The sequence below is a fragment of the Nocardioides sp. NPDC092400 genome (assembly GCF_040684155.1).
In the GTDB taxonomy this organism is placed as follows: Bacteria; Actinomycetota; Actinomycetes; order Propionibacteriales; family Nocardioidaceae; genus Nocardioides.
This window is the reverse complement of record NZ_JBFBFJ010000006.1, coordinates 203,852-217,116: the sequence shown is the minus strand read 5'-3', so window position 1 is coordinate 217,116 and position 13,265 is coordinate 203,852. Positions and strand designations below refer to the sequence as shown.

The following is a 13,265-nucleotide window of genomic DNA, read 5'->3' as shown; positions in this document are numbered from 1 at the left end:
TGTGAGATGCGAATGCTTGGTCGCTTCACACCTCACCCGGAGGTCTTCGTCATGGTCCAGCAACCACGCCGTACCTAACGTCCGTGGTCAGTACAACTAGCGGGCACTCGCGAGCAGTCCAGGCATCAAAGCCGAGGAGGGCTCGGGACCAGCCGAACGGCTGCTCATGACGCGGTGCCATTAGGACCTCGCGCTCGGCGGCGGTGAGCCTGTCCCAGTCGCCGCGCTGCTGGCTGCCAAGCACGAGCGCGGCCTGCGTCGCCACCTGTAGGCGGATCGCCGTTCGGATGCGTGCGACGAGCCGGGCCTGCTCGTCCACCTCCGCGTACGCCGGCTCACCCGTCAGGACGCCGACGGCCTCAATGACATCGTCGAAGTAGCAGAGCCGCCCGCCCCCGCTGAAGCGCATCACCCACTCGAACGGCGAGCCGTCGTCCCGAGCCGGGACGACCCGAACCTCCCCCTTCAGCCGAGGTCGGTCCTTTACCACGCGGTAAGCCATGCGTCCTCCTTGCGCTGCTGGACGCGGCACGGTAAGCGCCACCACCGACACCCCTTGCGAGGTCGTTCGGCTAAGGCCCGCTGAACCTGCACCGTCGCCCTCGGCGGTAGCGCCCTTCCCCTTCGGAACGGACTTCACCGCGGACTGCGGTGCCTTCGCTGCTCGGACCGCTCGGCCCGCCAGCACGGTCGCACGTTTTGCCGACCCCGCCGACGTCCGCTGTGAGCGCTCGCTGGTCGCCTTGCCTGCCGACGGATGTTCATCGGGTGCCTTCCGGTCGAGAGCCGCAGGGCACCCCTTCAGCCACCTGTCACTACTGGTTGTAAGTCATGTCTGACTTCTTCGTTCGTGGACGGCGGGGCTGTTCCTCTCGAACTCCGAGGCACGCGCTTTCGCGATCGAAGTCGCAGCGGGAGACGCCGAGCGGCGGATGCGATTACGCGTTCGACGCTTCGATTCCTGCCGCTTCGTACATTGCTCGTCGGTGACGACTTGCCTCCGAAGCCGCCGCGTCGTGTCCCTTCCTTCGCCTCGGTCGAACATTCGCTAGTACGAGGTCCCCGCTGGCTTGCTGGTGCGAGCCGGGGCACATCTTCGATGAACCCCAATCGCGGAGACCATACGGGCAGGAGTATCGGTTGGTCCGGGCCCGTCTGGGACGGGGGCTCGGACCAAGTCCGTCATGCGTCTCGGTGCTTTAGTACGTCGGCGATGTCGACTGTCGCTCCTGCCACGGGAATGGTGAAAGACCCCTTTATCTTCCCGTCGACATTCGCTGCCGTTGCTGTCCAAGTGACACTGACAGGTTCGGCGTACGGTGCCTTGGCGATGAGCCGAAGAGTGATCAGATCTGTGGTGCTGACGGGGTAGAGATGGACCGGCACGCACGTGACGGTGACGGAACCATCGTTGCGAATGGTCGGGCTCGGCCAGGGGTCACCGGCGCGGAGGGTGTCAAACGACGACGAGGGGGCCGAGTAGAGCGAACCGAGGTCAGGCATGCGCATACCGGCGAGCAAGCGGTTCTCAGTCCAAGGTCCCCAAGGTCGCGGCGCATCGGGCAGGTAGTCGGCGAGGTTGGCGAACTCGGCGTCGTACTCATAGCCGTACACATCCCCATCGAAGTGCAGTTCGACGAAGGTTTGTTCGTAGTTTTGGTTCGTCTGGTTCGTGATGCTGAGGGTGATCTCGGTTGCGGCAGTGGAGCGGAGGTCTTCGAATGCTTCGACGAGGTGTCTCCGGCAGTCCTCAAGGTAGACAGTCACCTCGGCCCGGTACTCCTCCTCCGAGCGACTCTCCTCGTGGGTGACCGTTCCCAGGGTCGCCGCCATGGCGGCTGCCGCCTTGTCTGCCTGGGCGGCGTAGTCGGCGATGATCTTCCTGCTGATGCCGAGAGCCTTGAGTTCGGCGTCCGTGACGGGTCGAGATGCTGGTGGCGGGTCTAGTGGGGCGAGGAGGCGACGCTCTTCTGCGCGCAGCCAGTCGTCGAGCCAAGTATCCGGGTAATCAATTACGGGAATCGTGCCGGTGCCGTGCTCGATGGAGATGCCGCTGATGGTCTTGCCGGCGTTGGACAGGCGGGCAGAGAGGCGTCGGATGTCCGCGGAGGTCGCCCTTTCGGACTTGCCCTGCTTTCGCACGTAGATGTGTCCGTCGATGGCGTCGCCGGAGTTCTTACCGATGCAGGCGATGGGGTCGCCCTGGTGGGGCGGGTCGACGGTGATGATCAGGACGTGCTCACCCTTATAGGTCACCGGCGTCGGGTCCCATGCCGGAGCGGGGGCTGCGAGCAACTGATTGATGTTGTTGTAGAGGTCGGCAGGGTCAACCTCGCGGGACCCCGTTAGGTTTCCCGGTTCGAGTCCCACGACGATGATGGCGTGGCCCGCGAGCCACTTAGCCGCGACCTTGGGGTCGCGGTTCGCGAAAGCAACGATGGCCTTGGCGACCGCGAAGCGACCGTTAACGGTCGTGGGGTCGAGGTTGGCCTTGAACTCGATCCACTGGTTCTCGTCGTTCAGGTGTGCGTCTTCGACAGCGGTGAGCAGGCTGGTCCAGCCGATAGTGCCTTTCGGCAAAGCGGACGTGTCGTAGTCGATCGCCATACGCGTGGATCCTCTTTTCGGCTACCGATGTGGATGACTTCGCCCGAAGACGGGCCCGTCACGCCCATTGTTCCGGGAGATGAGACCCGGCGCCCGGCGCCCGGCGCCCGGCGCCCGGCAAGTGAGCCGCTTCTGTGAGTCTGCAGTTTGAAGTACGCGAACCGCTGCAGTCCTTCGTCGTCGCGGGTGCGCTTCAGGCCGGTGGCGTAGCGGATGGGGGCGCTTTCAACGTGTCGCGGACGAGTTGGTACACCGTCTGTGCGCGGCTCTCGTCGCCGTGACGGTACGTGAACATGTCGAGGCCCACGACGTGAAGGGTGCTAGGGGTGTCACCGAATCCGTTGACGGCCCAAGAGAGTGTCGGCCCGGCCTCTGGGTAGACGATGACTGCACGCCGAGCACCTGTCACTGCTGCGGTGGTCAGAGCCTGGAACGTGTGTTTACGCAGGTCGGCCGCGTTTGGTTTAACGTACTTGGCCTCGAAGGAGACGAGGACCTCGCTTCCCCGCTTGAGTACGCCGTCGGGGTTGACCCAGCCCGGCTTCGCCAGACGCTGCAGCGAGATGTCACCACGGTCGGCACGTCGTCCGATCGGCTTGCGCACTATGAAGTTTCCAGCGTGACCGTATCCAGTGATACCGACGACGCCTTCGGCGCTGGCGAGGGCGGCAACCTGTTCGAGGGTGATGGCGAGGAGTGTCTCTAGCAGGGGCCACGGCTCGACCGCCAAGCCGATGCCCTGGAGGGACCCGTCGCGGTGCAGCGGAGTGATCTTGCGAATGACTGCGCGCGCCGTTTCCCATGCGGGTCGATACTCGCGCCATTGCGCAGGGATGTCGCGCAGGGCAACACCGGGAGCGAGACGGGTGTGGGTCGGCATTCCGGGGCGAAGGCGGGTGGCCAGGCGGACGAGTCGCGACGATGTGCGCGGGTCGCTCGTCCGGGAGGCGAGCGTTTGGGCCACCCACGCCATCGCGTTGGTGAACTCGTTATCAACGGTCAGATTTGTTCGATGCTGCGGAAACTGCGCTGGCTGAAGCGGCCGGGAGGTCACCCACTTGGTCACGTCCAGCCTGCCTGTGAGCGATGAAGCGGTGAGGTCATGGGCTCGAATCAGCGTCAGCGGTCCTTCTCGGCGGATGGCGCGGTCGAGTTGGGTGGCGTAGAGGTCCGCGAACGCATCGGGAAGGACACGCGCGTGGCGTCGTTCGGCCTTATGGTGGATGCCGCCGTACTGCGCTCGTGTCTGTGCGGTCAGCAGATCCACGAGTGCACCGGCCCAGTCGGTTCCGACCGGCACCTTCGGGGCGACGTCGAGGACGAGTTGAGAGTTGACCTGCAGCGACCCGGCCAGATTGCGAATGATCACTTGCTCGCCGGTGGCGCCGAGGAACCGCAGTCGTGGCTTCAGCGTGGTCGTCAGGTCGGAGAGTGCGGCCCGCACCTGACGTGCTTCCTCGCGGGTAAGACCCGCTATGGGCTCACCCTCGATGACAGTGACACGCTTAAACGTCACGCCCCGTCTGCGCCCTCATCCTCGGCTGCGTCAATATGTCCGACCTCCTCGGCGTCCTCGGCGTCGTCCAGGGCAGCGGCGGCCGAGGCTCCTAGGAGGTTGACTAACGCCGTCGCGAAGTCACCTAAGGACAGCGTCTGCATCGAGTTGACCTTCAACCGGCGGCCGTATCGTTCCAACACACCGGTTCCACGCGCCCATGAGGCGACGGCAGGGGTCGTGGTGGTGTCCGTGACGTTCAGGACGTCCGCTAGCGCCTCGTCCTCATCGGTGAACGTCAGGGCCAGCGTGCCGAGGACCCGGTTGTCGAGCGCCGCGGCCAACGACTGCAACGCCTCATCGACAGAATCGCCGATGACGTGCCAGAAGACCGACTGCCCGAGCAGGAAGTCACGCCCCAGGATGTAACCAATACGCTCGTTGAGGGTCTCCAATATCCGAATGGCGACGGCATACACGTGCTCAGGGGTGGTCCATGTCGACGGGTCGGACGCGACGAACCCGTCCTCGTAATCGGGGCCGAGGTGGGTGCTGAGCGCGTTGATGTCGGGGTCGACGTGGACGATGGCGAAGCGACGACGCAACGCGGCGTCAAGGGGTGCCACTGAGCGGTCAGCAGAGTTCATCGCCGCGAGGATGCGCAGTGAGCCGGGGAGCGTGGTCTGAGGCCCCAGCGGCTCTTCGTTGCCGCCGTAGGTGACGGTCGGCTTGAGGTGGACGTACGGAGTCTCGATGACAGCGACGTCCCGCTTGTCGCGGTCGAGAAGTGCAAGCGTGTCGCCGAAGATCGCGGCAGCGTTGCCGCGATTGAACTCGTCAAGCAGCAACAGGGCGGCGTGATCGTCCTTCGAAGCGAAATGCGCAAGTTCGAGAAGCGGACCAACGTGCGGCTTGACCACGACGCCGTCGGGACCGGCGTCGGGAAGCAGGCCCATAACGAAGTGCTCGTAGGCATAGGAAGGGTGGAACAATAGCGAGGCTGCGCGTCGCTCACCGGCAGGGGCTGCTGTTGCGGTGCCAAACGCGTTGTGCAGTACGTCGGGGTCGAACATGGGTGCATCCAGAGTCTCTCCGGAGTACAGGCTCGCGACCAGTTCCATTGCCACGGTCTTACCGGTACCGGGCGGCCCCACGAGGAGCACGTTAGGCGAGTCCTCGAACGCGTCCATGATCCGCAATGCGAGTTCATTGCTCATGTCTGCTCCTTGCCGATATTCCACGAATCCCATGACCTGCCTGCCCTTGAAGGCTTTGACCGCGGCTCGTACTTCGGGCGGTACGAGGTCTAAGGAAGCGTCGGCGTGTGCTGGGGTGGGGTTCTCGAATACGACGCGGGTGTGCAACACCGGGCCTTCCCCGGCAAGGTGGACAGCCAGCAGCCAGGGATGCTCGCCGGTTGCGACCAAGTTCTGGAACTGCTGGTCGGCCAGTTGCGGCGTTCCGAGGTCGGGCGTGCCCGCCAGCACCTCGACGTCGCCGGGCTGCGGCGAGGGCTTGAGTCGCCAAGGGGTGGGCGGATGGTTCTTAGGCCAAGCCAGGTCCTTGCGGACCATCTTCTTGTCGTGCTGGCGAAGAGTTCCCTCGACCTCCCCTCCCGGCCATCGCCAAACGAAGGGCACCGCCCCGTCCTCGGCTGCGGGGACTCGGCCAAGGACCTTCTCCAGGGCAGCCGATCCAGGGGCGTCGGGCTGAAGGTAGTCCTTCGTGTACGAGGCCTCCTTCTTGCCTGTTACTGGGTCGGGCTGCGAGCCGCTCATTGGATTGCGCCCGTAGACGGGCTTGAAGACAGAGTCGGCCTCCATCTTCCAGATGAAGACGGCGTCGACGACTTGAGCGGTCACGTGACCGGTCCGCCGACAATGAGCGCCTCTGGAGAGTCCAGGGCCTCGACGTCCCGCCGGTTCTGGGCCGCAACGGAGCGTCTCGTGGTGAAGCGGACGATGTGATTGTTGGGGAAGAGGTCCCGGACCTGCTCGGTATCGCGGTTCGACATGAGCCAGTGCACGCCCCGGTCCGTCAGGTCGTGGCAGAGGTCAGCCAACCCGACAAGGTCGGGAGCACGGAAGCGTTTCTCCGTGTAGAGGTAGAACTTCGAGGTGTCGCTGATGGGTAGGTACGGCGGGTCCAGGTAGACGAAGTCGCCTGCCTGGGGCTTGGCCAGGGTGTCGCGGAAGTCGTTGGTGGTGATAGACGCCCCGATGAGCGCGTCGGAGAGGCGGTGCAGGGTGTCTTCGTCGATGCCCCGAAAGGGTCGATCACCCCACGGGACGTTGAAGATCCCGTGCTTGTTCACCCGCCACAGACCGTTCCAGGCGGTCTGGTTGAGGTAGATGAACCGGGCAGCCTGGCCCAGCAGGGTCTCGGGGGCGGCAGTGCGCTGCTCGTAGTAGAACTCCTTCGAGTCCCGCTCCATGTACCAGGCCAGGGCCTGGTGCAGGCCGCTTGGGTCCTGCTGTACGCGCTGCCACACGCTGATGAGGATCTCGTTGAGGTCGTGTAGGTGTGCAGTGCCGTTGATGCGTTCACGTATGGCCCAGAACATCGCGCCGCCGCCGAGGAACGGCTCGTGATAGTTCTCGAAGGACTCGGGGACGTACGGGAGGATGCGGGGCAACAGTCGGGTCTTGCCGCCTGCCCACTTCAAGAACGGTCGCAACGGAGCAGCGATGGCGTCCGGGGGGAGGGCGGCAGTCATGGGCGAGAGCCTAAAGGGAGGCTCCGACCGTTTCCGGGCGACGTGCCGAAGAGGTGATCTCTAAGTGGTTCTGACCGGAGTTTCTCCGACGAGACTGTCGGAGGGCGATGGTTGACTGTCGCCTTGTGAGCACTTCGGCGACCTTCTCGTGGCCCAACAAGCACCGCACCTTGGTCTCAAAGAACGGCCTGGACTACGAGTGGGTTGACCCTGCCGACCTCCGGAGCGAGTCGCAGGCTGCCATCCTCCCCGAGGTCACCGACTACGGCGTCGTCGGCGAGGACACCCCGACCGGCATCGTGGTATGCGGGGACGGGCTCGATGCCGTCGATCTGCTGGTCGCCCAGGGTGCGCTAACGGAGAAGTCGATTCGATGCGTCTACGTCGACCCGCCGTTCAACACGGGTAAGACCTTCGGTCACTACCGCGACGCCATGGCGGAGTCGGCGTGGTTGTCGATGATGCGCGACCGCCTCTTGGCCCTGCGGCCGCTCCTCGCTGATGACGCGTCGGTGTGGATCCACCTTGACGAGACCATGAGCCACAAGGCCCGACTTGTCGCCGATGAGGTGTTCGGCTCGAACGCCTATGTCGCCACCATCGTGTGGCAGAAGCGGCTGACGGTGGAGTCACGGACGGCCATCTCATTCGCGCACGATCCGGTGCTCGTCTACGCCCCGGCGGGGCCGAAGGCATGGAAGAAGGCCCGCAATCGCGTGACCGGCGGGGTCGCGGCCTCGAACCGCGACGGCGATGCGCGCGGCCCCTGGCGGGACGCACCCTTCACGGCACCGGGCTACCGCTCAGGTCAGCAATACACCATCGTCAACCCAGCCGGGATCGAGTTGCAGCCGCCGCGAGGGCGCTCTTGGTTCGCCACTCAGCCGGTCTTCGAGCGACTCATAGCCGAGGACCGCATCTGGTGGACCAAGAACGGTGCCGGGCAGCCGCGCATGAAGAACTTCGACATCGACGCTCTCCAGGTTCCGAACACAATCTGGGGCGGGCGCGATGTCGGCACCAACGACGAGGCCAAGAAGCACCTTGCGGCGCTGTTCGCCGACGAGGACGTCTTGTTCGACACTCCCAAGCCCGAGACCTTGCTACAGCGCATCCTTCACATCGCCACGAACCCTGGCGAACTCGTGGTCGACTTGTTCGCGGGCTCGGGCAGCACTGCTGCGACCGCGCACAAGATGGGTCGACGATGGGTCGCGGCCGAAAGGCTCGTCGCGACAACGGAGAACGTCCTTATTCCCCGCCTCAAGCGCGTCGTCGACGGCACCGACACCGGCGGTATCAGCGGCCACGTCAGTTGGACTGGCGGCGGAGCATTCCGGGTTATCCAGGTCCAGCCTCGATTGGGGACAGTCCCTGCGCTCAAGTTGATGCAACACGCCCTTGCTGCGACGGTCGCTGACCGCACGGCCTGACTCGAAGAGGGGGAGTCTTAGGGTTGTCTCATGCTTGGCTACCGAGGACACGCCACGTGGCGTGACATGTCGGAGTACGTAGTGCACTTCCCACGACACGAGGTCGCGGGAGGAAAAAGTGGCTACGACACCGTCTTGTCGATTCTTTCGGACCGACAGGTGATGCCAAGTGGACCTTTCGGGGCTGCGCGGAGGCTGAATGCCTTGGGCGACACCCAGAAGGCCGCGTGCTTTTCAGAGGTCCCGCTCGACCGACTTGACCGCCTGGTCGAGCGCCGTAGTAAGTACGGCGTCGCCTTCCGGCAGGAGTTCCTCACTCAACGCGGCGGTGCGCGAGTGTGGTATGTCGAGAACGATGGCGCAGTCGCTCAATCAATCCGCGAGATGGTCACGGCTCGGGCCGTTCCTGGCATGGACGTTGACGACACGTTCTGGAAGATGACGCCCTTCTTCGACTTCCCGAGCGAGGCTTACGACTATCAGTTCGAGTGGGAGCGCGAGTGGCGCGTGCCCGGCGGCTTGACATTCCAACCTGCAGACGTGGCGTTCTTGTTCATTCCTGAGAACCTGCATTCAGCGGCCCGCGCCTTCTTCGACGACCACGAGGCCGAGGGGACCGGCCCGTCCTATAAATGCCCGTACCTCGATCCCTTGTGGCCTGACGAGAGATTGCAGGCAGTGTTCGCTGGAGCGGAACTTTGACCCAGGGGGGTCGCTGGAACCTCGCCTGCCGTAGTGACCAACGGGCAGGCGGGCGCAAGAAGATGAACATCCGCAAGAGGATGAGTAGGCGTCAGGTTTGGCGGAGACGCTGCTCGGGTCGCGCATCCGAAGACTTCTGACAGATTTCTGACAAGACAACAGAGAACACCCCTGATCGACCAGGGTCGACCAGGGGTGTTCTCGCAGGTCAGAGGCAACTAATGTCGCCGACTGCGCGTGTCGCAGCCCACGCTCGCTCAGATGTCGTAGTACAGCTCGAACTCGTGGGGGTGAGGACGGGCCTGGACGGGCGCGATCTCGTTGGCGCGCTTGTAGTCGATCCACGTCTCGATCAGGTCCGGCGTGAAGACGTTGCCGGCCGTGAGGAACTCGTGGTCGGCCTCGAGGGAGTCGAGGACGGCGTTGAGCGAGGTCGGGACCTGGTCGATGTCGGCCATCTCGTCCGGCGGGAGCTCGTAGATGTCCTTGTCGATCGGGGCGGCGGGCTCGATCTTGTTCTTGATGCCGTCGAGGCCGGCCAGCAGCAGCGCCGAGAAGGCGAGGTAGGGGTTGGCCGACGGGTCGGGGCAGCGGAACTCGATGCGCTTGGCCTTCGGGTTGGAGCCCGTGATCGGGATCCGGACGCAGGCCGAGCGGTTGCGCTGGGAGTAGACCAGCGAGATCGGGGCCTCGAAGCCGGGCACCAGGCGGTGGTAGGAGTTCACCGTCGGGTTGGTGAAGGCCAGCAGCGACGGGGCGTGCTTGAGGATGCCGCCGATGTAGTAGCGGGCCATGTCCGAGAGGCCGCCGTACCCGGTCTCGTCGTAGAACAGCGGCGAGCCGTCGTTCCAGATCGACTGGTGGACGTGCATGCCCGAGCCGTTGTCGCCGAAGATCGGCTTCGGCATGAAGGTGGCGGTCTTGCCGTTGCGCCAGGCGACGTTCTTGACGATGTACTTGAACTTCATGACGTCGTCCGCGGCCTGGAGCAGCTCGCTGAAGCGGTAGTTGATCTCGGCCTGGCCGGCGGTGCCGACCTCGTGGTGGGCGCGCTCGACCTGCAGGCCGGAGCGCTCCATCTCGATGACCATCTCGTCGCGGAGCTCACCGAAGTGGTCGGTCGGCGCGACGGGGAAGTAGCCGCCCTTGTACTTGACCTTGTAGCCGCGGTTGTCGTTCTCGAACGCGTCGCCGGTGTTCCAGGCGCCGGCCGAGGAGTTGATCTCGTAGTAGCCGGCGTTCGCCTTGGTCTCGAAGCGCACGTTGTCGAAGACGTAGAACTCCGCCTCCGGGGCGAAGAACGCGGTGTCGCCGATGCCCGTGGTGCTGAGGTAGGCCATCGCCTTGCGGGCGATGTTGCGCGGGTCGCGGGAGTACGCCTCGCCGGTGAGCGGGTCGTGGATGAAGAAGTTCACCACCAGCGTCTTCGCGGTCCGGAACGGGTCGATGTAGGCCGTCGTCGGGTCCGGGAACAGCGACATGTCGGACTCGTGGATGGCCTGGAACCCGCGGATCGAGGAGCCGTCGAAGCTCAGCCCGTCCTCGAAGACGCTCTGGTCGAACGACGAGACGGGGACCGTGAAGTGCTGCATGATGCCCGGCAGGTCGCAGAAGCGGACGTCGACCATCTCGACGCCCTCGTCCTTGATGTACGCGAGCAGCTCGTCGCTGTTCTGGAACATTCGTCCTCCTGTGGCTGCGACGTGGGCCGCCAGCCGGCGAAAATCTCTGGGTCGTGACGGCCGGGGCGGCACTGCTCCGGACGACTGCCGCCACCCTCGCTGGGGGCGGTTTCTCGACCATATCCAGATTGTTTCCGGCGTGTAACAGGTGCCCCGGCTCCGGGCGGTCGTCGGCGGCCGGCGACCGCCGCCTAGGCTCGGGCCGTGACGAGCACAGCCCCCGGACCAGGCATCGAGACCGCCTCCTGGGCGCGGCGCATCCTGGCGCTCGTCGTGGACTGGATCGCCTCCACGCTGGTCGTCATCGCCTTCATCGGCATCGACGACTACGCGGCGACCGGCAGCCCGGCCCCGGCTTACGTCCTGCTCGTGTACGTCGTGGAGTCGGCGCTCCTCACCTGGCTGGCCGGCGGCAGCTTCGGCAAGCTCGCGACCCGCCTGCGCGTGGTGCGGGTCGACGCCGGCACGCGGCCGCTGAACCCCGCGGTGCTGCTGGCCCGCCAGGTCGCGATCGCCCTGGTCATCCCGCCGCTGGTCTACCGGCCCGATGGCCGCGGGCTGCACGACGTGCTCGCCGGGACCTCCACCGTCACCCTGCAGGTGTACCGCTCGCTCGGCCGCTGACGGCCATCCCGACGGCTGCCCCGACGGCTGCCCCGACGGCTGCCCCGACGGCTGCCCCGGCGCCGGGTCACGGCCTGGTCGCATCGGGCCGGCGCAGGTTTGGGCAGACGGCTCGGGGCCATGCTGGGGGAGACCTTCCCGATCACCAGAAAGGCCCGACGTGACCCGTCCGCTCCGCACCCGCCGCCTGCTCGCCGCCGTCGCGGTGGCCCCGCTCCTGTCGACCGCGCTCGTCGCGTGCGGCGGTGACGGCGACGAGGAGGCCAGCGACCCGGCAGCCAGCAGCTCGACCAGCGAGTCCTCCGACGCCGAGACCGACGCGGCCGAGACCGAGGACGCCGGGACCGGCGACCTCGAGGAGGGCCAGACCGTCGAGCCGTCGGCGTTCGTCGACATCGTCGCCGGCGGCGTCGAGGCGTCCACGACCGCCAACGTCACCCAGCGCTCGTCCTTCGGCGGCACCGAGTTCGGCGGCGAGGGTGTCGTGGACTACACGACCAAGCCCCCGTCGATCGCCATGACCAACGACAACCCCGCCGGCGGCGGCGAGACCAAGGTGGTCTCCGTCGACGGCATCACCTACATGAACCTCGGCGCGCTGAGCCAGGGCAAGTACTGGAAGTTCGACCCCGCCGACGCCAGCGGCCCGCTCGCGGAGATGGGGCTGGACAAGATCCTCCAGCAGAGCGACCCCCTCGCGGCCCTGCAGGCCATGGAGGACAGCATCGACACCGTCACCTACGTCGGTGAGGAGGACGTCGACGGTCGCGACCTGGACCACTACGAGATGACGGTCGACCTCCAGGCCTCGCTCGAGACCCTCGGCACCGACCTGCCGCCCGCCGCGACCAAGGGCATGCCCAAGACGATCGCCTACGACCTCTGGCTCGACGAGGAGGACCGGTTCGGTCGGATGGTGATGGACATCCCGATGGGTGGCCAGGAGATCACCACGGAGATGGTCCTCGACGACTGGGGCACCGACGTCACGATCGAGGCCCCGCCGGCCGACCAGGTCACCGACATGCCGAAGATGCCCGGTGGCGCGGGCGGCGGCGTCGCGGGCTGACCGCACCGGTCTCAGGACCGACCGAGCACCGACTGAGCACCGACGAAGACGAGCGCCCCTCGACCGACCGGCCGAGGGGCGCTTCGCTTGCTGCTGTTGCTGCTGCTGCTGGTGGTGTCGTGCCGTGCTGCCGTGCCGTGCTGCCGGGGGAGTGTGCTCAGCGACCGCGGAGGTTGCCGCGCATGCCCTTCATCGAGGTCGGCACCGGGCCCTTGGGCAGCGGGATGTTGGAGCGGGTGGCGTCCAGCGCCTTGAGCCGCGAGAGCACGTCGGTGATCTCGGCCGGCTTGACCTGGCGACCGAGCTTCTGGACGTGGCGGATCAGCTTCGGCAGCGGGACCTGGCCCTCGCCGTTGCCGCAGACGACCTCGTGGATCGGGACCTCGGAGGCGACCCGCTCGTGCTTGCGGTGCTCGTTGACGAGCAGCTGCTTGATCCGGGTCGGGCTGGTGCCCTCGCCGATCAGCACGATGCCCGGAGGGCCGACCACGCGGTGGACGACGTCCTGGTTCTTGTTGAAGGCGATGACCGGGTCGGACTTCCAGCCGCGTCGCAGCATCCGCAGCGCGGCCGCCGCGGCACCGGGCTGGCCCTCCATCTGGCGGTACGCCGCGTTCTGCGCCCGGCGGCCGAAGACGATCATCGCCGCCAGCGAGCCCGCGAGCAGCGAGCCGACCACGGCCAGGATCCAGCCGATGACGCCCTCGCCCGGCAGCACCCAGAACACGAGGAAGCCGAGGAAGCCGGCGACCAGCGCCGAGCCGAAGGTGAGCAGGCCGACCTTCGAGTCGTTGCGCCGGGTCATCCGGTAGGTCTCGACGATCTGCTGCCGACGGCTCATGTCGGCGGTCGCCGTCGGGACGGCGGTCGCCCCGGTGCTCTTGTTCTTCGAAGCGTCCTTGGCCATGGAGGAGGTTCGTGCCCTTTGCTGTCGTGC

The 13,265-nt window shown here is 66.0% G+C and carries 11 protein-coding genes; 4 read left to right on the top strand and 7 right to left on the bottom strand.

Going from position 1 to position 13,265, the window contains the following annotated elements; translation table 11 throughout:
• Positions 1 to 49 precede the first annotated feature (49 nt).
• The 5 genes from AB0N29_RS17705 to AB0N29_RS17685 form a co-directional block, all read right to left on the bottom strand.
• Positions 50 to 502, bottom strand: coding sequence for a hypothetical protein (locus AB0N29_RS17705; protein ID WP_364868710.1), 453 nt, complete (start codon positions 500 to 502; stop codon positions 50 to 52).
• A 680-nt stretch (positions 503 to 1,182) separates the two neighbouring features.
• Positions 1,183 to 2,607 (bottom strand): ATP-binding protein, encoded by a 1,425-nt coding sequence (locus AB0N29_RS17700; protein ID WP_364868708.1) that lies wholly within the window; start codon positions 2,605 to 2,607, stop codon positions 1,183 to 1,185.
• A gap of 193 nt (positions 2,608 to 2,800) precedes the next feature.
• On the bottom strand, positions 2,801 to 4,051 hold the full coding sequence (locus tag AB0N29_RS17695) for a hypothetical protein (RefSeq protein ID WP_364868706.1): 1,251 nt from the start codon (positions 4,049 to 4,051) through the stop codon (positions 2,801 to 2,803).
• 68 nt (positions 4,052 to 4,119) lie between these two features.
• A complete protein-coding gene (locus tag AB0N29_RS17690) occupies positions 4,120 to 5,964 on the bottom strand; it encodes an AAA family ATPase (protein ID WP_364868704.1) in 1,845 nt (614 codons plus the stop codon).
• Complete coding sequence (locus AB0N29_RS17685; RefSeq protein ID WP_364868702.1) at positions 5,961 to 6,818, bottom strand: Dam family site-specific DNA-(adenine-N6)-methyltransferase; 858 nt, start codon at positions 6,816 to 6,818, stop codon at positions 5,961 to 5,963. The genes AB0N29_RS17690 and AB0N29_RS17685 overlap by 4 nt, the downstream gene beginning before the upstream one ends.
• A gap of 125 nt (positions 6,819 to 6,943) precedes the next feature.
• On the opposite strand from AB0N29_RS17685, the gene AB0N29_RS17680 reads away from it, so the two are divergent.
• Together AB0N29_RS17680 and AB0N29_RS17675 are read left to right on the top strand one after the other, a co-directional pair.
• Positions 6,944 to 8,251, top strand: coding sequence for a site-specific DNA-methyltransferase (locus AB0N29_RS17680; protein ID WP_364868700.1), 1,308 nt, complete (start codon positions 6,944 to 6,946; stop codon positions 8,249 to 8,251).
• A gap of 204 nt (positions 8,252 to 8,455) precedes the next feature.
• Positions 8,456 to 8,953: an abortive infection system antitoxin AbiGi family protein gene (locus AB0N29_RS17675; protein ID WP_364868698.1), complete on the top strand. Its 498-nt coding sequence runs from the start codon at positions 8,456 to 8,458 to the stop codon at positions 8,951 to 8,953.
• Between the two features lie 257 nt (positions 8,954 to 9,210).
• Here the strand turns inward: AB0N29_RS17675 and glnA are convergent, their stop codons facing one another.
• Positions 9,211 to 10,635: a type I glutamate--ammonia ligase gene (gene glnA / locus AB0N29_RS17670; RefSeq protein ID WP_302267010.1), complete on the bottom strand. Its 1,425-nt coding sequence runs from the start codon at positions 10,633 to 10,635 to the stop codon at positions 9,211 to 9,213.
• A 204-nt stretch (positions 10,636 to 10,839) separates the two neighbouring features.
• Here glnA and AB0N29_RS17665 point away from each other — a divergent pair, with 204 nt between their 5' ends.
• Complete coding sequence (locus AB0N29_RS17665; RefSeq protein WP_302267009.1) at positions 10,840 to 11,259, top strand: RDD family protein; 420 nt, start codon at positions 10,840 to 10,842, stop codon at positions 11,257 to 11,259.
• Between the two features lie 160 nt (positions 11,260 to 11,419).
• Positions 11,420 to 12,328: a hypothetical protein gene (locus tag AB0N29_RS17660; protein WP_302267008.1), complete on the top strand. Its 909-nt coding sequence runs from the start codon at positions 11,420 to 11,422 to the stop codon at positions 12,326 to 12,328.
• A gap of 157 nt (positions 12,329 to 12,485) precedes the next feature.
• On the opposite strand, the gene AB0N29_RS17655 is transcribed toward AB0N29_RS17660, so the two are convergent.
• Positions 12,486 to 13,235, bottom strand: coding sequence for a DUF4191 domain-containing protein (locus AB0N29_RS17655; RefSeq protein WP_302267007.1), 750 nt, complete (start codon positions 13,233 to 13,235; stop codon positions 12,486 to 12,488).
• Positions 13,236 to 13,265: the final 30 nt, after the last annotated feature.